The sequence below is a fragment of the Bacillus gobiensis genome (assembly GCF_001278705.1).
In the GTDB taxonomy this organism is placed as follows: Bacteria; Bacillota; Bacilli; order Bacillales; family Bacillaceae; genus Bacillus; species Bacillus gobiensis.
The window spans coordinates 767,425-789,428 of the sequence record NZ_CP012600.1; the positions used below are offsets into that span (position 1 = coordinate 767,425).

The 22,004-nt window shown below is 40.4% G+C and carries 20 protein-coding genes; 16 read left to right on the forward strand and 4 right to left on the reverse strand.

The genetic code is table 11. From position 1 onward, the window contains the following. Positions 1-473: 473 nt before the first annotated feature. Genes AM592_RS03785 through AM592_RS03795 form a run of 3 tightly spaced genes read left to right on the forward strand, consistent with a single transcriptional unit; the run spans position 474 to position 5,167 of the window. Entirely contained in the window at positions 474-2,282 is a 1,809-nt protein-coding gene (locus AM592_RS03785; RefSeq protein WP_053602547.1) for a sensor histidine kinase, read from the forward strand. A 2-nt stretch (positions 2,283-2,284) separates the two neighbouring features. Then, positions 2,285-3,862: a response regulator transcription factor gene (locus tag AM592_RS03790; RefSeq protein WP_053602548.1), complete on the forward strand. Its 1,578-nt coding sequence runs from the start codon at positions 2,285-2,287 to the stop codon at positions 3,860-3,862. A gap of 18 nt (positions 3,863-3,880) precedes the next feature. Then, complete coding sequence (locus AM592_RS03795) at positions 3,881-5,167, forward strand: extracellular solute-binding protein (protein WP_053602549.1); 1,287 nt, start codon at positions 3,881-3,883, stop codon at positions 5,165-5,167. 191 nt (positions 5,168-5,358) lie between these two features. Here the strand turns inward: AM592_RS03795 and AM592_RS03800 are convergent, their stop codons facing one another. Continuing rightward, entirely contained in the window at positions 5,359-5,556 is a 198-nt protein-coding gene (locus tag AM592_RS03800) for a hypothetical protein (RefSeq protein WP_053602550.1), read from the reverse strand. 284 nt (positions 5,557-5,840) lie between these two features. Between AM592_RS03800 and zupT the strand changes: the two genes are divergently transcribed. After that, a complete protein-coding gene (zupT, locus tag AM592_RS03805) occupies positions 5,841-6,653 on the forward strand; it encodes a zinc transporter ZupT (protein WP_053602551.1) in 813 nt (270 codons plus the stop codon). Positions 6,654-6,774: 121 nt separating this feature from the next. Then, positions 6,775-6,909, forward strand: a complete 135-nt coding sequence (locus AM592_RS23090; RefSeq protein WP_225970327.1) for an anti-repressor SinI family protein — start codon at positions 6,775-6,777, stop codon at positions 6,907-6,909. 187 nt (positions 6,910-7,096) lie between these two features. Here AM592_RS23090 and AM592_RS03810 read toward each other — a convergent pair whose 3' ends face one another. From AM592_RS03810 to AM592_RS03820, 3 genes are all read right to left on the reverse strand, one after another. Then, positions 7,097-7,801, reverse strand: a complete 705-nt coding sequence (locus AM592_RS03810; protein ID WP_053602552.1) for an esterase/lipase family protein — start codon at positions 7,799-7,801, stop codon at positions 7,097-7,099. Between the two features lie 149 nt (positions 7,802-7,950). Next, positions 7,951-8,949, reverse strand: coding sequence for an inorganic phosphate transporter (locus AM592_RS03815; protein WP_053602553.1), 999 nt, complete (start codon positions 8,947-8,949; stop codon positions 7,951-7,953). Positions 8,950-8,960: 11 nt separating this feature from the next. Beyond that, entirely contained in the window at positions 8,961-9,578 is a 618-nt protein-coding gene (locus AM592_RS03820; RefSeq protein WP_053602554.1) for a DUF47 domain-containing protein, read from the reverse strand. 418 nt (positions 9,579-9,996) lie between these two features. Between AM592_RS03820 and AM592_RS03825 the strand changes: the two genes are divergently transcribed. The 11 genes from AM592_RS03825 (at position 9,997) to AM592_RS03880 (ending at position 21,998) form a co-directional block, all read left to right on the forward strand. Beyond that, positions 9,997-11,172, forward strand: coding sequence for a branched-chain amino acid ABC transporter substrate-binding protein (locus AM592_RS03825; protein WP_053602555.1), 1,176 nt, complete (start codon positions 9,997-9,999; stop codon positions 11,170-11,172). Positions 11,173-11,282: 110 nt separating this feature from the next. Then, positions 11,283-12,266, forward strand: coding sequence for a branched-chain amino acid ABC transporter permease (locus AM592_RS03830; RefSeq protein ID WP_053602556.1), 984 nt, complete (start codon positions 11,283-11,285; stop codon positions 12,264-12,266). Between the two features lie 9 nt (positions 12,267-12,275). After that, positions 12,276-13,580, forward strand: coding sequence for a branched-chain amino acid ABC transporter permease (locus AM592_RS03835; RefSeq protein WP_053602557.1), 1,305 nt, complete (start codon positions 12,276-12,278; stop codon positions 13,578-13,580). Beyond that, entirely contained in the window at positions 13,561-14,337 is a 777-nt protein-coding gene (locus AM592_RS03840; protein WP_053602558.1) for an ABC transporter ATP-binding protein, read from the forward strand. Before AM592_RS03835 ends, AM592_RS03840 begins: the two co-directional genes overlap by 20 nt. Positions 14,338-14,348: 11 nt before the next feature. Further along, positions 14,349-15,056 (forward strand): ABC transporter ATP-binding protein, encoded by a 708-nt coding sequence (locus tag AM592_RS03845; protein WP_053602559.1) that lies wholly within the window; start codon positions 14,349-14,351, stop codon positions 15,054-15,056. 408 nt (positions 15,057-15,464) lie between these two features. Beyond that, positions 15,465-16,289: a M55 family metallopeptidase gene (locus AM592_RS03855; protein ID WP_053602561.1), complete on the forward strand. Its 825-nt coding sequence runs from the start codon at positions 15,465-15,467 to the stop codon at positions 16,287-16,289. A 15-nt stretch (positions 16,290-16,304) separates the two neighbouring features. Then, positions 16,305-17,231: an ABC transporter permease gene (locus AM592_RS03860; protein ID WP_053602562.1), complete on the forward strand. Its 927-nt coding sequence runs from the start codon at positions 16,305-16,307 to the stop codon at positions 17,229-17,231. Between the two features lie 6 nt (positions 17,232-17,237). Continuing rightward, complete coding sequence (locus AM592_RS03865; protein WP_053602563.1) at positions 17,238-18,191, forward strand: ABC transporter permease; 954 nt, start codon at positions 17,238-17,240, stop codon at positions 18,189-18,191. A gap of 4 nt (positions 18,192-18,195) precedes the next feature. Next, complete coding sequence (locus AM592_RS03870; protein WP_053602564.1) at positions 18,196-19,203, forward strand: ABC transporter ATP-binding protein; 1,008 nt, start codon at positions 18,196-18,198, stop codon at positions 19,201-19,203. Positions 19,204-19,327: 124 nt separating this feature from the next. Further along, positions 19,328-20,944: a peptide ABC transporter substrate-binding protein gene (locus AM592_RS03875; RefSeq protein WP_053602565.1), complete on the forward strand. Its 1,617-nt coding sequence runs from the start codon at positions 19,328-19,330 to the stop codon at positions 20,942-20,944. Between the two features lie 133 nt (positions 20,945-21,077). Next, entirely contained in the window at positions 21,078-21,998 is a 921-nt protein-coding gene (locus AM592_RS03880) for a S66 peptidase family protein (RefSeq protein WP_053605971.1), read from the forward strand. The last annotated feature ends 6 nt before the right edge of the window (positions 21,999-22,004 follow it).

Sequence of the window (22,004 nt, forward strand, 5' to 3'; positions counted from 1 at the left end):
AATAAAAATAGTTTCAATATTACGATTTAACAGAACTAATTTAGCGTGACTAAAGGATTAGGGCATTGTTTATCTAACAGGTAAATTTTTTACGATTTTTAATGTAATCGTGGTTGAATATGGGAAAAAATAGCCTGTACGAACTAAAGGACTATAGTCTTTAATGCTTTATTGCATTTTAATACTCTCTTATATATGGATATATTGTAAAAAAAGAACACCAAGGCACCTTTTTTATTGAATTAATTGTAAAAATGGGATATTTTATGAAGTTTGTAAGAAAAAACAATAAGGTGTATAATTTTATTAAATTTTATTATAAAAAGACACCATTAAATATGACAGCAATTACAACAATAAGGTGTTATCTGGATATGAAGAATAGGGATATTAATTTCCATATCCTGCATTGGTAGAATACGTGTCTATACCTGTACAATGGTGAAAGAAAGATTTGAACTAGGTGGGGTGTTATGTCCAGAAAATTTTTTACAACTTGGAGCTTTTCAACTAAAATAATCGTACCCTTTCTTCTTCTAATTCTCATTCCGATTCTTTTTACTTGTTTGTCTTTCTATTGGGAATCAAATACTATTTTGAAGAAGAACGTAAGGGAGTCCACTATACAAATCACGAAACAGACCGCGGAATCTCTATCTTTTATCTTAAACGTGGGGATAGATACTTCAGATTTCATTAGCAGCGATTTGAAGATTCAACAAGCCGTTTTACAATTGGATGAACGTTCCTCATACGAACAAGGAGAGAATTCCCAATATATAAATAGCTTACTAAACAATTTGGTCTATTCCAATTCCTTTGTCAGTATCGGTTACATTTTTAACGAGAAAGGAGAAGGATGGGGGAGCGGCACCTTTTCTGAAGCCAGGCTTAAGAAAGGGCATTTTTCCAATCAACAGCTTGTAAAGGAAGCCAAACGAAAGAACGGAGAATTGGTTTGGCAGGGGCTTCAGTATGACCGTTTCAAAGGCGGGAGTGCCAATACAGATTTAGTTCTGCCAATGGGTAGGGTTCTAAAGGATTTTGAAACTCTGAATAATATAGGGATCGTACAGGTTCATTTAGATGGCCGCTCGATTTTGGACACGATCAGCCAATTAAATCTGGGTAAAACTGGAAAATTTTTCGTCGTCGATACCGAAGGAAGGATCATGATTGATTCTAATCTCGATTTGATAAATAAAAAAGTGGACAATCCTGAGTTATATCGACATATTGTGTCTGGGAATGCAGCAGAATTCGAATATGACGTTAATGGCGTTCCTTATTACGGTGTAAAGCAGTTATTAAGCAATGGCTGGATAATTGTTGGTACGGTCCCGATTCATGAAATCAGCGGTCAGTTGGACAGGCTGCAATCTTGGATATTTCTTTCTCCGGCTATTTTCTCGCTGATAGCTATCGGTATCGGACTTATTATTGCCGGTTGGGTCACGGGCCCAGTAAAAAAACTAACCCAGAGTATGCAGCTTGTACAGCAAGGGAGACTAAAAGTTAGAACGCCCGTCAAATCATCAGATGAAATTGGTTTTTTAAGTATGCAATTTAATAAAATGCTTGATAAAATCGAACTTTTAATGCAACAGGTAGAGGAAGAACAGAGTGAGAAGCATCATGCGGAGCTTCGTGCTGTCATTCATAGAGTACATCCTCATTTTTTATATAACACACTCAGCACACTCCGCTGGCTTATTCATTCGAATCAAAACGATCGTGCTTCTCATGTTTTATCGGCACTTAACCACTTGTTAGAGGCAAATATGAGCAAAAGCGGAAACATGATAACCGTTGAAGAAGAACTGGACATTATTCGGAAGTATTTGACGATATTAGAGCTTCGTTACGAAAAAACATTCCACTTGGATTTAGATGTTGAATCGGGTACAGAGAAATTCATCATTCCCCGAATGCTGTTGCAGCCTATTGTGGAAAATTCCATATTTCATGGCATTGTGCCGAAAAATAAGGACGGCCTAATTTTTATACGAATTCGTCTAAGTGAAGGTGACTTGAAATTTCTTATCAAGGATGACGGCGTAGGTATTGAAAAAGAGAAGCTGAAGATATTAAACGATCCGGAGGCCGCCTTAAAGGGAAAAATCGGAATTGGGCTCCGCCATATCTTTGATACGCTGAGGCTTTATTATACAAAAGATTGGAAATGGTCGATCTCAAGTACACCAGATCAAGGAACAGAAGTATGTATTGTATTGAAAAACGTTATGAAATCTGCTACTAGAATTAGCAAACAGGGGGAATAATCATGTATCGAGTTCTTATTGTAGATGACGAGCCTGCCATTCGAAAAGGGATAGCTTCCATTATTGATTGGGAAAAGGAAGGTATGCAAGCTGAAGACCATTACGCTAATGGAAAGGAAGCAATGGATGCTTTGGATAGAAGCCCCTGTGATATTCTCATCACCGACATTAAAATGCCGATAATTGACGGGATTGAACTTATGGAGCAAGCATTAAAACGCTATCCTTCGATAAAAGTAATCATGATCAGCAACTACAGCGATTTTGAATACGTCAAAGAAGGGATGAGACTTGGGGCTGTCGATTATTTATTGAAGCTAACCTTGAAACAAGAAGATCTTCTTTCTGTCCTTCGGAGATGTATTTCCATGCTTGAGAAAGAACAGAAATTAGAACGTGAGATGAATGATTATCAAGAGGGAGCAATCTATCTGGAACGAAAAAAGGTAGAGCATGAAATCAAAAGATTGATCGTTCAGGAACGTAGTCCTGAATTGCCAATGATCTGGGCACCACATTGGTTGGAAAAAACATATGACTGTATTTATCTTATGTTGGATCATGCCGAAGAATGGAGAGAAAATCAAGGATATCTTTATGTGAATGTCCTGTTAGAGGATTTGCAAGAAGATTTCTATAATAAGATAGATACAGGTATGGCACTGATAGTATCTGAAACGGGCATGTTTTTAATTCTCCCTGATAACAATGGTGAATCTGAGCAAGAGCTTCTTCAGTGGAAGGATTCAGTGGAAAAACAGTGGAACATTTCAACTTCAATCGGTCTTGTGAGGAAGAAAGGAAAGGAATGCATTATCCAAGGATACATGCAAAGCAAATCAGCCTGCCACAGACGTTTTTTCGAAGGGCTGGGTAAGCTATATATTATGGATGGTGCAAAAAAAGAGGCTGAAATCAAGGATGCTGAAATAGATAGTGAAAATGTTTTAACATCTTTCTATGAATTGATTCGTAATGGCGATCCGGTTTCATCCGCTATTGAAATTGTACTCAAACGGTGGAATAGCGGGGATCTGAATCCGGAACAAGTACAACAAGAAGCATGCAGCCTGCTTAAGGGAGTATATGATCTGTATGAGGATTCGGGCATTCTGCTTTCTGAACAACATGATCAACTCAAACGAACAGAGACATTGGAACAACTCGTATCCCTTCTAATTTTTCACTTGGAAGAAATTACGAAGCCTTTTATTCCGAAATTGCCTAATAACGGCCAAGATGGGCAATTAATCACGAAGGCGCTCGAATATATTGCCGCTAATTATCGAGAGAATTTAACGCTTCAGAGTGTAGCCGAGTATGTTCATCTAAGTAGAAGTTATTTCAGCCTCTTTTTCAAAAAACACACCGGACGAAACTTTATTGATTATTTAATTGATCTGCGGATAAGGGAAGCCAAGCGGCAATTGACGCAAAATGATAGCCGGATTTACGATGTAGCCAAGGCCGCAGGTTTTAAAGACGTTAAATATTTCAGTAAGGTGTTCAAGAAAGTAGCTGGATCTACTCCTCATGAATACAGGGAAAAGCACCATAAAAAACGAATGTCTATCGATTAAGAAAGGTTGGAATTAAGAATGGCCCTCAAGTGGATATCGATTTTTCTGATCATAGGATTAATTGCCGGCTGCGGAAACCAGTCAGTGATCTCTAATCCAAAAGAGGTTGAAAAGCTTCATAAGAACCAAAAAACGTCCATTACGTTTTGGCACACATATAACGACAAAGAAACCGATCTGCTTGAACAGAATATCATTCCAGCTTTTGAAAAGGCACATCCGAACATTCACGTAGAGTCGATTAATTTAGCTTCAAATTCAGAATTAAATAACATCCTGGTGGCCCAAACATCTTCAAAGCGCGGTCCGGATGTTGCCAGGCTAGATGTAGGCTTGATTGCCGAATTTTCAAATAAAGAGCTTCTTGAACCTTTATCAGAGCTGCCGGATTTCAAAAGTATACGCCAAAGGTTTCAACCTGAAGCAATGGAAACAGGCTATTATAAAGGTGACTATTACTCCATTCCGCTTAACTTATATACGAAGGCGGCTATCTTTAACCAAGAGTTATTAAAAGATGCAGGATATTCTACACCTCCAAGTACAATGGATGACGTATTAAAGATTGCCCGCAAGCATAACTATACAATTGGTCTCGGAGGGTTGGATACTTGGGACACAATACCATATATTGAAAGTCTTGGCGGGGTTATTTCAGACGAGAAGTTCAGTAAGACTTCCGGTTATTTGAACAGTGAAAGAACAATTCAAGCGGTAGAGCAACTGAAATCACTTAACAAGGAACATGTTATTAATATTCCTGAATATTCCGACGTAAATTTGGATCAAATTGAAAATTGGGACGAGCTTATGAACGGAAAAATGTTGATGGTTGATGAAGGTCCCTGGTTTTACTACAATTTACAAAGTGAAGAGGAATTGAATCGAGCCTTGAAACTGACCGTTCCTGCACCCTTTCCACATAATGAAGGACCTGCTAACGTCATTGGCGGCGAAAATTTAGTTATGATGAAGGGGACCAAACACAGATTAGAAGCTTGGACCTTTTTAAAATGGATGACAGAAAAAGAAACGCAGCTCACCATGACGAAAAGCGGATTAATACCAACGAATAAGGCGGCAGTCGATACATTTACATCAATGCAGGATTCTTATCACTTTCCTTATTCAGAAACTGCTGATCAGGCCTTCTCGTGGCCTCCGGTCAAGAACTGGAGCAAAATCGAAGAAGTATACACATACTACTTAAGTGAAATATTCAAAGGGAAATTATCCGTCAAGGAAGGTTTGGATCGTGCTGCGGCTGAAATAGACAAATTGTTAGCAGATTCTGATTCAAGATAGAGCAGGTTGTTTGACAAAGATAAGAAAAAAATCACCGATTCTAGGCAAATTAAAATTGAGTTTTAATGGCCGTCTCCCGACTTTGTCGGGTTTTTTTTCTGGAGCCATTACGATTGAGCAGAAGAGGATGAAATCGTAATGATAGATCATGCTTTTAAATGTCTCACCATAAAGCTTTCAACAAAATAATGCTATGAACTTTTATGGCCTTGTTTTAATATATCAAATCGCAATCCTGATTCTTCCTTGCCGCTGATGACGATCTTTTCTCCGGTTTTTAGATTCACCACGATGTAATTATTCGTTATTACAAAATCAGCAATATCTTCTGTCTTATTAAGAGTTTCCTGGATTTTACGCCTGTTTACATAATAGTGATTATCACTCATTTTTTCTCCATTCCTCTCGTCAGATTTTCAGCTTGACTCTGTCTTATGGTGAATTTTTTATTGAAGTCCCTTTGTAAGATAATAAATGTTAAAATAGTTGCATCCTAAAATAGTCATTACATATGATTATTGTAATGGTTTCCTTACCGCTTGAGAAGCAAATAGCAAAAATGTTTCGAAAAATCAATAATGATATATTCTCGTGCCTTTTGAAATAATTGTGAATGATTTGTTAAGACGGTTTATATTTTACACATAATAACCTGTATAAGGAGATATAATTGATGGCAGAAAATTTGATTGTCGCATTTTTATTAACATTAATCGCTGGCCTTGCGACGGGTATCGGAAGTGTTCTTGCGTTTCTAACATCCACCACAAACACAAAATTTCTATCACTAACTCTTGGATTTTCTGCTGGGGTCATGATTTATGTATCAATGATTGAAATTTTTGTGAAAGCAAAGGATGCGCTTGTATCATCAATGGGGGTTCAATTAGGAAATTGGCTGACAGTGGCTGGTTTTTTTGGCGGAATGCTTTTGATTGCTATGATTGACAAATTTATTCCTAAGCAGGGAAATCCGCATGAGCTGAAAAAAGTGGAGGATATGGAAAAGCCGGAAAAATCGGTAGTGAGAGATCCTGAGCTATTGAAAATGGGGACATTCACCGCGCTCGCAATTGCTATCCATAACTTTCCTGAAGGGATAGCTACTTTTACATCTGCTCTTCAAGATCCGGGGCTCGGCATCGCAATTGCATTTGCAATCGCGATTCATAACATTCCGGAGGGAATTGCCGTATCAGTCCCTGTTTACTTTGCCACAGGTGATAGAAAGAAGGCATTCAAGCTGTCGTTCTTGTCTGGATTGTCGGAACCAATTGGCGCGCTCCTTGCTTTCTTGATATTAATGCCTTTTCTAAATGACTTAATGTTTGGTTTAATCTTTTCTTCTGTTGCAGGCATAATGGTTTTTATATCCCTTGATGAATTGCTTCCGGCTGCTAAACGATATGATGAGGCTCATATGTCAATTTACGGATTGATTGGCGGAATGGCAGTGATGGCACTTAGCTTATTGTTATTTATTTAATCTGCATGTTTTTTTAAAAAAAACAAGCTTTGAAAAATTTTTTTCTATCGACAAAGAGTTACATAAAATTCACTCCCAAAGCGTTATGATTATGCAAAAAAGCAGCAAAGGAGTGCCTGTGGTGAGTAAAGAAGGACAATTGCATTTGGATGAAGAATGGATAGAATTAATACGTGAAGCCTTAGAGGCAGGAATATCCTCTCAGGAAATCAGAGAGTTTTTAATTATACGTTCTTCTTTGCCAGGTATAAGCTAACTCCCACTGTGGATTTTGTAAAAAAAGGTGTGTCCGAAAAACACAAATATAGTGTTAACAGGCCACAATTACTTTAATTCCAAATTCGTGTTATACGGTCAGTCTTTTTGTTTCTTTTAGGAAAAAACATTAAATATAAAAAAGAATCCCACAGAAATGTCTGTGGGGTTTTTTACAGCTTATATGTCTATCTTAGGGCTTCTGCTACGTAAGACATCACGAGCGAGTCTGACAGTATTCCAACATGGCTGGGTTTCGAAACTTGTATGTTATTCGCTCCTTTAAGCGGGGAAGAAAGATAAGGAACGACTTTGTCTCCTTTGCTATAAATGGACGTATATCTTATGATATGATCACGATTTGATCCATCAGGAGTTTCATCATTTTTATTTAATTGCGCCAAAAACGTGCTGGTTGGAGCCATTTCATTTCCGCCGTCTGTGCCTTTGAATCTGTCACCTGGGATCCCGTGATGAGGAGAGCCTAAGGTAATAACATGATCAATCGAATCGTGCGTATTCATATGCTCAAGATAGTAGCGGACACTCAGCCCGCCCATACTGTGAGCAATAAGATCAATCTTGGATTTTCCCGTCCGTTTTTTTACCATCTCAATATGATAGGAGAGCTCGGCCGCGTTTCTTACATTGCTTCCAAAATGGTCTGTGAAATTGACCGTATATAAATCATCCTTATTCCAGCCTTGATCGATCAAATATGATTGAAGCGTGGCAAAGCTGGAACCGGATCCTCCATAGCCATGAACAAAAATGATCGGATTTTTGTCCACGGTAGGTTTTGCCCTCAAAAAAGCAGGATTAGATACAAATAATAGAAAAAGGAATAAAATAACGGACAGCTTCAATAATGCTGAAGATGGATGTGTTGTCATCTGTTGCTGCCTCCAATTTGAATTTAGGGTTGGATGAAATAGTTTATCCAGTTCATTTATACCATTCTCTTAAAGAATTGAACAGAAAAATTTAAGAAAAATTGGAATAAAAAAAACCGCCTATTATGGCGGCAAAGAAATCTAATCTTTTAGAAAAAGATATTTAAGATATAATAAGCAATTGCTCCAAGCGTTCCGCTAATCGGCAATGTAATCACCCACGTAATCAGCATCCGTTTTGCAGTGCCCCAGTTTACGCCTTTTACCCGGTGAGACGCTCCAACTCCCAATATAGAAGAAGAAATAACGTGTGTCGTACTCACAGGGAGGTGGATAAAGGTTGCGCCGAAAATAATTGCAGCGCCGGTTAAGTCGGCGGAAACCCCATTTACCGGGCGAATTTTCATAATTTTTGCTCCGACGGTTTTAATGATTTTCCAACCCCCAACAGACGTACCGAGCCCCATGGCGATAGCACAGGACACTTGAACCCAATAGGGAATATCGGTTGAGCTGTGAAGATTCCCTGCGATCAATGCCATCGTAATGATCCCCATTGCTTTTTGTGCATCATTAGTGCCGTGCGTATATGATTGCAAAGCAGCTGTAACGATTTGAATATGGCGAAATCGTTGGTTTGTTTTTGCCAGATTGCTGTTTCTGAATATCACCTTAACAATGCTGTAGACGATAAATCCCATAACAAAAGCAAGGATAGGTGAAAAGAGCAAGGCCTGTAAAATTTTAAGAAACCCTTTAAAGTTAATTGCTGCAAATCCTGCTGAAGCAATGACTGCACCTGCAATCGCACCAATAATGGCATGTGATGAGCTGCTTGGTATTCCGTAGTACCATGTTAAAAGGTTCCATGTGATAGCAGCAATAAGAGCCGCCAGAATGACAACTGATCCATTTTCAAGCTTGAAAGGATCCGCAATATCACTCGTTATCGTTTTTGCAACACCTGTAAAGGTCATCGCGCCGACGAAATTCATGACTGCAGCCAATATAATCGCATGGCGGGGCTTTAACGCCTTTGTTGAGACAGATGTGGCAATCGCGTTTGCTGTATCATGAAAACCGTTGATAAAATCAAAAGCTAAAGCGAAAATTACTATAAGTATGGTTAAAACAAAAAGAATATCCATGACTTTACACTCTACGCATTCTTCATAATGATGGTTTCAAGGTTATTTGCAACGCTTTGGCAGGAATCAGCAATTTCCTCAAGCGTTTCATAGATTTCTTTGTATTGAATGACTTTGATTGGATTTGTTTCTTTAGCAAATAGATTTTTTAGCGATTTTCTAAATAGATTGTCACAGTTATGTTCGTGTTCTTTAATTTTGATCGCATGCTCTCGGATGTCTTTTAGGCGGTTATTCGAAAGCAGATCCATTGTAATTAAGATTTCTTTCGTGCACTCTCGGATATTACTTGAGAATTTATCAATATGTTCGTCAGATGAAGTAATCGAATAAATTTCCATTTGAGCGGAAAAATTCTCGATTCCATCCAATACATCATCTAAACTATTTGTCAGCTGAAGAATATCTTCTCTTTCAATCGGTGTAATGAATGCTTGGTTTAATTCTTTAATGATAATGTGAACTTGATTGTCGCCTTTCGTTTCATACTCCTTTAAAGTATCAGCAAATTCTTTCAGTGTGGTAAGATTGGTTACTTTATAGTTAACAAAGTATTCCGCTGTCTCATCAAGAATTTTTGCCATTTCCATTAAGAGCAATGAAAATTTATCTTTTTTTCTTTTTATCATTTGAAAACCCTCCATCTTTATATAGCCAATTCCTTCACAAATTTTCATTATACATTTTCTTGTCGAAAAAAAACAGAATTTGTAGAAAAAAAAGATTGGAAATCATAGAGATTTAAATTTCATCCTGCGCTAACGGGCTGTAAGACTCATGTATAGGCGTAAAAAGTCCTAGTGTGATTAGGATGCCCTATTTTTCGCATTGTAAAATATATACTTTTATCAATTGGCGAACAGTAATTTATTCAGAAAAATAATAAAATTCAAAAAACTTTGTCATATTATCTCTCACAATTGGTGTGATCTAATCTACGAAATTTTATAATTTGAAAAAGATTACTTTTGTTTAGGGATAGGAGGGAGTCCTTAAGACCTACATATATGCTTGTAAATTTAAAACAATGGATTTGGAGGGGGAACAATGCTTAATAAGAAAGCATTATCGTTATTGGTAACAGCATCTTTAGGAATAGCTGCACTTACAGGGTGCGGAAACAACAGCGGAGCATCAGGGGATTCATCTAATAAAGTTATTAAAATCGCATCGCAGTCTCCGTTATCAGGCGGAAGCGCAACGCTTGGAGATGCTTTGAAGAATGGTTCTGAACTGGCTTTAAATGAAGAAAAGGACAAGTTTAAAGAACTGGGGTATACGTTGCAGTTTGAGCCGCTTGACGACCAGGGAGATCCTAAAAAAGGAGTTGCGAATGCCGAACAGATTGGTTCTGACAGTGACGTTTACGGGATCATCGGCCATTTAAATTCCGGTGTTACCATTCCTTCATCTGAAGTTTACGAAAAGTACAACATTCCAATGATTTCTCCTGCGGCTACAGCTACTGATGTGACTGACAGGGGATTGAAAACGGCAAACCGAATCGTCGCAAGAGATGATTTCCAAGGTCCTGCCGGTGCACAATTTGCCATGGAAACCCTTAAAGTCAACAAGATATTTATCATTCAAGATAAAACGGCCTATGGACAAGGACTCGCCGAAAATTTTAAAGGCAAAGCAGAAGAGCTTGGCGCAGAAATTATTGGTGAAGAAGGCATCACAGTTGGGGAAAAGGATTTTAATGGCGTATTAAGCCAAGTCGCTTCAGTTAAGCCTGATCTTGTTTATTTTGGCGGTCTGTACGCTGAAGGCGGGCTGCTGATCAAACAGGCTCGTGAAAAAGGGATTACTGCAAAATTTATGGGCGGAGACGGTCTTGATTCATCAAGCCTTGTAGATATAGCAGGCGACGCAGTAAAAGATACGTACATTACTTCAGTAGCCGGGGTTTCAACAGATACGAAATTCGCGAAAAACTACAAAGAAAAGTTCAATAAAGACGCTGAATCATATTCGATCTATGGCTATGATTCTATGAAGGTTATGCTGTTAGGGATTGAAAATGCGATTAAAGAAAATGACGGAGAGATTCCGGCAAAAGATGTTGTTGCAAAGGCAGTCCGATCTGTTTCCGATTACAAAGGGGAAATGACTGAGGTTGGCTTTGATGAAAAAGGAGACAACAAGTTCGCGAAAATCTTTATTTACAAGTTTGCAGAAGCTGCATACCCTCCAAAATTAGAGGGGGAAATCTCAAAATAAGAATCAAAGAAAGGGTATAGTCTTCACGCCTATACTCTTTTTCTCTTAATAGAAGCTATTGTTCAGCACTTTTTTAAAAAAAACAAGATATTCGGAAAGGTAGAATGCGTATGGAGCATTTACTTCAAACCCTGCCGCAAGTTTTAATTGACGGACTTACTCTCGGGGCTGTTTATGCCATCATTGCCCTCGGATATACGATGGTTTATGGGATTTTAGAGCTTATAAACTTTGCCCATGGAGAAATCTTCATGACAGGGGCATTTATCGGCACAGCTATACTTCTTGCCATGACTGGATTGGGGTGGATCTCTGTTCTGCCAGGCGTTGTCACACTCGTACTCATACTGCTTATTACAAGTATGGCAACAGGATTTTTAGGAATGGGCATTGAACGGATCGCTTACCGCCCTTTACGAAAAGCAACAAAACTGATTACTTTGATTACTGCGATTGGTGTTTCATTTCTTTTACAGGATATTGTGCGATTCATTACCGAGTTAAGCAGAGGGAATTTTATCGTGAATACTCCTTCGATATTTCCCGGGAATTTCAATTTGCAAACATCATCCATTTCATCCGTTTTTGGCGATGTATCATTAAAAACTTCCTTTTTGGTTGTGCTAATAGTAGCAATTATATTAATGGTAGGACTCGAAATTTTTGTCAACAAAACGAGGTGGGGCATGGCAATGAGAGCAGTCGCTCAGGATCCGGATACGGCTTCGCTAATGTCCATCAACGTAAACAAAGTCATATCGATCACTTTTTTTGTTGGATCAGCACTTGGGGGAGCAACCGGTGTATTGTTTGCAGTCCATTATGGTACGATCGATCCTTATATTGGCTTTATTCTTGGGCTGAAAGCTTTCACTGCCGCAGTGCTCGGGGGGATCGGAAACATCCGCGGCGCAATGGTCGGGGGCTTGCTGCTAGGAGTATTGGAAATGTTCGCAGCCGCAAACCTGTCTTTGCTCACAAGTGGCGTATTCGGAGCGGAATATAAAGACGTTTTTGCTTTCTCGATTTTAATCATCGTATTAATTTTTAAACCTGAAGGCTTATTTGGAAAAGCCGTAGTTGAGAAAGTGTAGGTGAAAGAAATGACACACATAAAAAACCTTCTTAAAGAAAACAAAAAAGCGCAAGGCGGCCTTCTCATTCTTTACGTAGCTGTCACTGGCGCAAGTCTGTTTTTCGCCCAAAGGTCTGTGACATCATTTTTATTGATTCTCTTCTCGTTGCTGCTGCTTTATCTTACCTCCTTCAGCAATCGGATTAAATGGGCGGCAGCGCTGGTGATCCTTGTTCTCGTTCTGCCTTTTTCGGCAAGTCAGGGACCTGCCTATCAAGAATATATGAACGTAGCCGTGATGGTAGGAATCTTTGTCGCGATGGCATTAGGTCTGAATATTGTCGTAGGCCTTGCAGGGCTGCTAGATCTTGGATTCATTGCCTTTTTTGCAGTCGGAGCCTATACATACGGGATTTTTGCTACCGCACAAGCGGCAAACTTTATGCCGTTTGGAACTTATCCGCTCTCGGGGGAAAGCTTTTGGATATTTCTCATAATCGGAGTGTTTGTTGCTGCACTATTCGGAGTTTTGCTAGGTATACCTGTCTTGCGGGTAAAAGGCGACTACCTCGCGATTGTAACCTTAGGGTTTGGTGAAATCATTCGGATTGTGTTTAACAACCTTGATAAGCCGGTCGATATCACGAGAGGTGCAATGGGGCTGACTTCAATAGCTTCGCCGTCAATATTTGGCTACCAAATCAAGTTTCCGAGTGATTACTATTTTATCGTTCTAATTTTGCTTGTTTTTACGGTATTTTTTGTTCGAAGACTTGAAGCTTCGAAGCTTGGCCGCTCATGGAAAGCTGTTCGGGAAAACGAGATTGCTGCGCAAGCAATGGGGATTCCGCTTGTAAGAACAAAACTAAAGGCATTTGCAATCGGAGCTTCCTTCTCAGGCCTTATGGGAGTTGTTTTTGCAGCAAAGCAAGCGTTTATTGATCCAACCAGCTTTACACTTTTAGAGTCCATTACGGTACTCGTCATGGTGCTTTTAGGTGGAATGGGAAGTGTACCGGGAGTCATTCTGGGTGCAGCGGTTGTAACGATTCTGAACACACAAGTGCTGACTGAGATGACAAGCTGGTTTAATGAGATGAGCCAAAGCGGTTCGTTTCAACTGCCGGGAGCATTGTCTCCTTCGAAAATGCAGCGATTTATATTTGGAGGACTGCTCATCCTATTTGCGCTCTACCGACCGCAGGGATTAATTCCATATAAAAATGTCAAATACGACAAAAATAAATTCCTTTCTAAAGGAAAAGAAGTTCAAACTCAAAAGATCGAAAAAGAACTCCCGGGAGGAAGCAAGCATGGGAATATTGGAGGTTAACAAGCTTACGAAACAATTTGGCGACTTAGTTGCAAACAAAGACGTTTCAATGGATATAAAAAAAGATTCGATTACAGCTGTTATCGGTCCAAACGGAGCCGGAAAAACTACTTTTTTCAATATGATTACAGGTGTTTACCAGCCGACTTCAGGAACCATTCATTTAAATGGAGAATCGATTACAAGGCTTAAGCCTCATGAGGTATCTAAAAAAGGAATATCCCGTACCTTCCAAAACATCCGTTTATTTAGCGAAATTACCGTGTTGGAGAATGTTCTTTCCGGTATGCACAATCATCTGAAAGCTGGGATATTCGGGATTTTGTTCAATCTTCCTCACGTTCGCAAGGAAGAAAATGAAGCGGAAAAAAATGCGTATGAACTCCTTCAATACGTAGGATTGGAGGAATATTACAATGAAAAAGCAGGGAGTCTCTCGTATGGGGCTCAGCGAAGGCTCGAAATAGCCCGTGCACTGGCCACTAAACCAAAGGTATTACTGCTTGATGAACCTGCAGCAGGGATGAATCCGCGGGAAACACGAGAATTAACAGAATTAATTAACCGAATAAAAGAAGAGCTTGAAATAACGATCATATTAATCGAGCATGACATGAAGCTCGTTATGCAGATTTCTGATCACATCATTGTTTTGGATCATGGCGAAAAAATAGCAGAAGGCAATGCGGAAGACATCCGTACTAACCCGAAGGTAATTGAAGCTTACCTTGGCAAGGGAGCAGCGGAATTGGCATAGGAGGTAGAACAATGGCACTTCTTGAAATAAAAAACATGTCTGCTTATTATGGGGTGATCCAGGCCTTAAATGGAATGAATGTTGAAGTGGATAAAGGTGAGATTGTTACCTTAATCGGAAGCAACGGTGCTGGAAAATCGACGGCTTTAAAAACAATCAGCGGGCTGGTAAAAGCGAAAGAAGGAAGCATTCTGTATAATGGTAAGGACATTACCTCGATGCCTGCTCATGATACAACCCTCCTAGGTATCGCCCATGTTCCGGAGGGGAGAAGGATTTTTCCTAGAATGACGGTAAAAGAGAATTTAAGAATCGGTGCATTTTCAGTGAAGAGCCAAAAATTGATCGAGGAGAGAATGGAAAAAGTATTTCACTATTTTCCTAAATTAAAGGAAAGACTCGATCAAAGAGGGGGAACGATGAGCGGCGGAGAGCAGCAGATGCTGGCAATAGGAAGGGCTCTTATGATGGATCCTGCTTTATTAATGCTGGACGAACCTTCCATGGGCCTTGCACCGATCATTGTGGAACAAATTTTTGAAATCATTAAAGAGTTAAATAATGCAGGCGTTACAATTCTGCTGGTTGAACAAAACGCCTTTCAAGCACTGCAAATTGCGAATCGGGGATACGTATTGCAAACAGGGCAAATTATTTTAGAAGGGGTTGGCAGTGACCTGATCCATGATAAGCAAATTCATGAAGCTTATCTTGCATAAGAGCTGCCAATTCCAATAGGAATCCCTTCTGTCTGAGGGGATTCTTTACATTTGCAGTCAGCTGGGAAAGTAGTAATGGATAATTTAATAGCTTTTTGGTGGATCGTGATAGATTTACCCTCGGGCAGATCAAGTGAAATAGCAGATCAACAAAAATGTGTTCAATATCATTTTTTTAAAATATCAATCTCCGACAATAAAGATTTAGAAATGAATAAGGAAAGGTGGATCTTTTTATGAAAAGTAATCATTTTTCTTAAAATTTGTCAGAAAATCTAACATGATTTGCGGAAAAATCTTCTAATAGCCTTGCAATCCAAGAGATTTTCCAATATAATTTGTAAGAATATTAATATAATCGCAACATTGTATATTTTCAGAAAAGTTTTGTGTTAGGGGGGTATAGAGTTGAAGCTATTTTTATCAGTTGACATGGAAGGGATTACAGGATTAGGGGATGACACGTTTGTTGACAGCCGCAAATTGAATTATGAGCGCGGCAGACGATTGATGACAGATGAGGCAAATCATGTGATCGCGGAGGCGTTTGACCAAGGCTGCAAGGATGTAATCGTAAATGACAGCCATTCAAAGATGAATAATCTGATGATTGAGCGGCTTCACCCGGATGCAAAACTGATAACGGGTGATGTTAAGCCTTTTTCAATGGTTCAGTGCTTGGACGATACATATACGGGCGCCATGTTTATCGGCTACCATGCCCGCGCCTCAATGAAAGGTGTAATGTCTCACAGTATGATATTCGGTGTCCGGCATTTTTACATTAATGATATTGAAGTGGGTGAGCTTGGATTTAATGCCTATGTGGCGGGGTATTACGAGGTACCGGTTTTAATGGTTGCCGGAGATGACAAAGCGGCTCTAGAGGCGGAGCAATTAATTCCAAACGTAACAACTGCAGTTGTAAAAGAAACGATTTCCCGATCTTCTGTCTTAAGTCTTACACCTGAGCAGTCAGGCAAGCTATTAAAGGAAAAAACGGCAGAAGCGATAAAGAACAGAAATAGTGTACAGCCTTTAATTCCCCTTGATCATCCTCTATTAACGATTGAATTTGCGAATTACGGACAAGCCGAATGGGCAGCGTTGATGCCGGGAACGGAAATCATCAGCGGTACGACAAAAGTTAAATTTCAGGCTGAGAATATCCTCGAAGCCTATAAAGCGATGCTAGTCATGACAGAGCTGGCGATGCACACGGCTTTTTGTTAAAGGACGGGATAACAATTGGCAAAATACATAGGACAACGTCTGGTCGCAATGCTTCTTACGATTTGGGTAATAACAACGTTAACGTTTATTTTAATGAAGGCTATTCCTGGCTCTCCATTTAATGAAGAGCGAAACACCAATGAGAACGTTCAAAGAAATCTTGAAGCGTACTACAAGCTCGACCAGCCTTTAATCGTGCAATATCTTGATTATATGAAATCACTTATAACATTTGATTTTGGACCGTCTATTAAACAGCCTTCCCAAACCGTTAATGATTTGATTGGCAGAGGGTTTCCGATCTCGTTCGAGCTTGGAATGCTTGCATTGTTAGTGGCTGTCGTTTCCGGGATATTACTAGGGGTAATAGCCGCGTTAAAACACAATGGGTTCATCGATTATTTGGCGATGACCTTCGCTGTTTTGGGAATATCTATTCCAAACTTTGTTCTTGCTTCATTGCTGATTCAACAGCTCGCAGTAACATATAAGCTATTTCCAACGGCGACTTGGACAAGCCCTATGCATATGGTGCTTCCGACGCTGGCACTTGCTACTGGACCTATGGCAATCATTGCAAGGCTGACCCGTTCGAGTATGATCGAGGTTTTAACCCAGGATTACATTCGAACGGCAAAAGCGAAAGGATTATCGCCCGCAAAAATTGTCTTTAAGCACGCACTAAAGAATGCATTGATGCCAGTCATTACGATTTTAGGAACTCTTGTCGCCGGAATATTAACAGGAAGCTTTGTTATCGAGAAAATTTTTGCGATACCGGGGATGGGGAGATATTTCGTAGAGAGCATTAATTCAAGAGACTATCCGGTCATTATGGGCACGACGGTGTTTTACAGCATTTTTTTGATCGTAATGCTTTTTTTAGTTGATATTGCTTACGGTATTCTTGATCCGCGGATCAAGCTTCATAAGAAAGGATGAGTGACGATGTCGATGCCTGTTCAGCACAATGACCAAGTCTCAACAGACATCCCTGATGAATGGTTCAACCCTGTTAGAAAAGACAGTGCAGAAGCAGAGTCTGTTAGAAGGCCTAGTTTATCCTACTGGGGTGACGCATGGAGAAGATTGAGAAAGAATAAGCTCTCGATGGCGGGACTTGGAGTCTTAGCCGGATTAGTCATTATGGCCATAATCGGACCGCACGTCTCGCCGCACGATCCAAATTTCCAAGTCTTAACCCAGCAAAACAAACCTCCTTCGGCTGAGCATTGGTTTGGAACTGACGGGCTGGGGCGCGATGTATTTACAAGAACGTGGTATGGGGCACGTGTTTCTCTTTTTGTCGGGATCATGGCGGCGATCATTGATTTTGTCATTGGTGTGATTTATGGCGGCATTTCCGGCTATAAAGGTGGACGAACGGATCATATCATGATGAGAATCATTGAAATATTGTACGGGCTGCCATATTTATTGGTGGTCATTTTATTAATGGTTTTAATGGGACCAGGGCTTGGCACGATCATTGTTGCGCTTACAGTCACCGGCTGGGTAGGCATGGCTAGGATTGTCAGAGGCCAGGTTCTGCAATTGAAAAATTATGAATATGTCCTCGCGTCAAAAACATTTGGAGCGAAGACCTTCCGAATCATTCGAAAAAACCTTTTGCCTAACACGATGGGTCCAATCATTGTACAGATGACGCTTACAGTACCAAGTGCCATTTTCGCTGAAGCTTTTTTAAGCTTTATGGGACTTGGAATCCAAGCCCCCTTTGCAAGCTGGGGTGTTATGGCGAATGATGGTTTGCCTACGATCCTTTCGGGACATTGGTGGAGGCTGTTCTTTCCGGCATTTTTTATTTCACTTACAATGTTTTCCTTTAACGTGTTGGGAGACGGGCTTCAGGATGCGCTGGATCCTAAATTAAGGAGGTAATGATATGGAGCGTGTACTCGAAGTTAAAGACCTTCACGTTACTTTTACAACTTATGGAGGCACGATTCAAGCGGTCCGCGGAGTCAGCTTTTCTCTGAATAAAGGGGAAACATTTGCGATTGTTGGCGAATCTGGCTGCGGAAAGAGTGTCACCTCGCAAAGCATTATGGGGCTTTTGCCGTCATATTCAGCAAAAATTACGAAAGGCTCTATACTATTTAAAGGAACGGATCTGACTCAAGTGTCTGAAAAAGAGATAAGAACGATTCGGGGTGCGGAAATCTCGATGATTTTTCAGGATCCGATGACAGCCTTGAACCCGACATTAACTGTAGGAGATCAATTGATGGAAGCTGTTCTTCAGCACAAAAAGATAACTAGAAAAGAAGCAAAAAAAGCGGTATTGTCTATGCTGGATTTGGTAGGTATCCCGAATCCTGACGAACGGTTTAAACAGTATCCGCACGAATTCAGCGGGGGAATGAGACAAAGAATTGTCATTGCCATGGCGTTAATGTGCGAGCCGGAGGTTATCATTGCTGACGAACCAACTACGGCATTAGATGTAACGATCCAAGCGCAAATTCTTGAGCTTTTTAAAAAAATTCAAAAGGAAACCGGCGTAGCGATCATTTTAATAACGCATGATCTGGGTATCGTCGCTCAAGTTGCAGATCGTATTGCCGTAATGTACGCAGGGAAAATGGTCGAAACCGGAACGAGGAGAGAGATTTTTTATCATCCTCAGCATCCTTATACGAAAGGTCTTTTACACTCTGTGCCTCGGCTCGATCTAAAAGGTGCGGAATTAATTCCGGTGCCTGGTACACCGCCGGATTTATTTTCACCTCCTTCTGGCTGTCCGTTTACCGCCAGATGCCCTTATGCCATGGAGGTATGTGAGAAGGTTTATCCGGTAGAAACCTATTTGTCAGATCATCACCATGTTTATTGCTGGCTTCAGGACAAACGGGCAAAGGCAGTCCAGTTATCCAGTATTAACGGGCAGTAAGACCCCCACCTCAAGGTTTTGAGTGTAAACGAGTATTCCTAGGTGGGGGATAACTGCCCGTAAAAACCACACTTTATTAGCAGGCGAAAGCCTTTAAATAGATAATGAAAAAGGGGGAATTTCTTTGAAAAGATTAAGTGTTTTTCTAAGTGTATTGCTGTTTGCTTTTGCCTTATTAGGATGTACAGCAAATGAGCAGGCAGGTGAAAATAGCGGAGGAAACTCGGAGGAGAAGCAGGTTCTGAGGCTCAACAATACAAAGGAACCTACATCCTATGACCCGCCAAAAGGGTTTGATAATCTCTCCTGGCAATCTCTGAATAATATTATGGAAGGATTGACCCGCCTGGGGAAAAACCATGAGCCTGAAGCAGCTGCCGCAGAAAAATGGGAAGTCTCTGATGACGGAAAAACGTATACGTTTAAAATTCGTGAGAATGCCAAATGGTCGAACGGAGACGATGTCACTGCAGAGGATTTTGAATACGCCTGGAAAAGGCTTTTAGACCCTGAAAAAGCATATGATTCAGCATTTTTAGGCTATTTTATTGAAGGCGGGGAAGCTTATAACAGCGATAAAGGCTCTGCAGAGGATGTTCAGGTTTCAGCCGAGGATGCAAAGACCCTTAAAGTGACATTGACGAGCCCGCAGAAGTATTTCTTGAGTGTCATCTCTAATCCGGCTTTTTTTCCGGTAAATAAAAAAGTTGATGAAGAAAATCCAGAATGGTTTGCAGAAGATGATTCGTTTGTCGGAAACGGACCTTTCAAGCTGACAGAATGGAAGCATAACGAAAGCATAAAAATGGCGAAAAGCGACACGTACTGGGACAAAGACACGGTGAAGCTTGATGAGGTTACGTGGGCAATGGTAGATGATGAAAATACCGACTATCAAATGTTCCAAAACGGCGAGCTCGATACGGCAAGTGTACCCGCAGAAATGGCTGAGCAATTGCTTAAGCAGGATAACGTGAAAGTAGATGATCAGGCTGGGTTGTATTACTACAGGTTTAATGTGAAGATGGAGCCTTTCCAAAACGAAAAAATCAGAAAAGCATTTGCTATGGCTGTTGATCAGCAGGAGATTGTAGACTATGTTACGAAAAACGGTGAAAAACCTGCAAGAGGCTATGTATCTCCTGGATTTTCCGATCCAAGCGGAAACGATTTTAGAGAAACAAGCGGAGATCTCATTACCTATAATCCGGATGAAGCAAAAAAATTGCTCGAGGAAGGCATGACAGAAGAAAAATACTCTGAACTACCTGAGATTACGTTGACCTATAGTTCAACTCCTCAGCATAAACTAATGGCAGAAGCGATTCAGCAAAAATTTAAAGATGTTCTTGGAGTAGAAGTAAAGCTTGCTAATATGGAATGGGGAGTCTTCTCAGCTGAACAAAAGAAATTAAAATTCCAGCTTTCGCAAAGCTCGTTCTTAGCGGATTATGCCGATCCGATTAATTTTGTCGAGAACTTCCAGACCGGACATTCGATGAACCGGACCGGCTGGAGCAATGAAAAATACGATCAGCTCATTAAGGACGCCAAAAATGAAGCGGATGAGACTAAACGATTTCAGCTCATGTATGAGGCAGAAAAACTAGTATTTGACGAGATGCCGATCATTCCAATTCACTTCTACAATCAAGTGAACTTAGAAGCGGAAGGTGTCAAAGGGATCGTCCGACATCCTGTCGGTTACCTTGAATTAAAGTGGGCGGAAAAATCATCCTAATCAGATTACAGTTACTCTATTGTATCTCGGGCAGTTGAACACTCATCTGCCCGTATATACAAAATCATCGCCCTTTTTGCCGATCTCTTTGTGTATACTAAGGGTATTTTTTAAGGGGAGATCAAATTTGAAAATGATAAAACCGGAAAAGCTGAATAAAGGGGATACTGTCGGAATTATTGCACCGGCAAGCCCTCCAAATGAAAGCAAGCTTAACAAAGCGTTATCGTTTTTAGAAGAATTAGAGGTAAACGTTAAGTTGGGTACTTCCATTCGCCAACGTTTTGGCTATTTAGCCGGAGATGATGAGAGCCGTTTGAAAGACTTACACACTATGTTTCGGGATCCATCGATCAAAGCGATTATATGTGCCTGTGGCGGCTACGGAACGGGGAGAATCGCCGGAAAGATCGATTATTCCTTACTGAAGAAACATCCGAAAATATTTTGGGGATATAGCGATATTACCTTTTTGCACACAGCGATTCACCAGCAGACGGGGCTTGTCACCTTTCATGGTCCGATGCTCAGCTCTGACATTGGAAAAGAAGACGTTCATGACTTAACGAAAGAGTCGTTCAAGCAGCTTTTTCAATTGGATCAACTGAAGTATGACGAGACGATTTCTCCATTAACCGTCTTGGCAGCGGGATCTGCTGAAGGTCGGCTCATTGGGGGGAATTTGGCTCTTTTAACGAGCACATTAGGAACAAAGTACGAGGTCGATACGAAGAACAAGCTGCTTTTTTTCGAGGATATTGATGAAGAACCATACCGGGTAGACCGGATGCTGAACCAATTACATATGGCAGGAAAATTAGAAGAGGCTGCGGGAATTCTTGTGTGTGATTTCAACGGCTGTGAGCCAAAGAATCGAGAAGAATCTCTTACTCTTGAAGAAGTGATCAATGATTATGTAATCCGTGTAAATAGACCTGCGATCATGGGGTTTAAGATCGGCCACTCAAAGCCAAACTTCGCGATTCCGGTGGGAGCAAAAGCAAAAATGGAGACACGGAATAAAGAAGTGGTCATTGAATCCGGCGTGAAATAACAACGG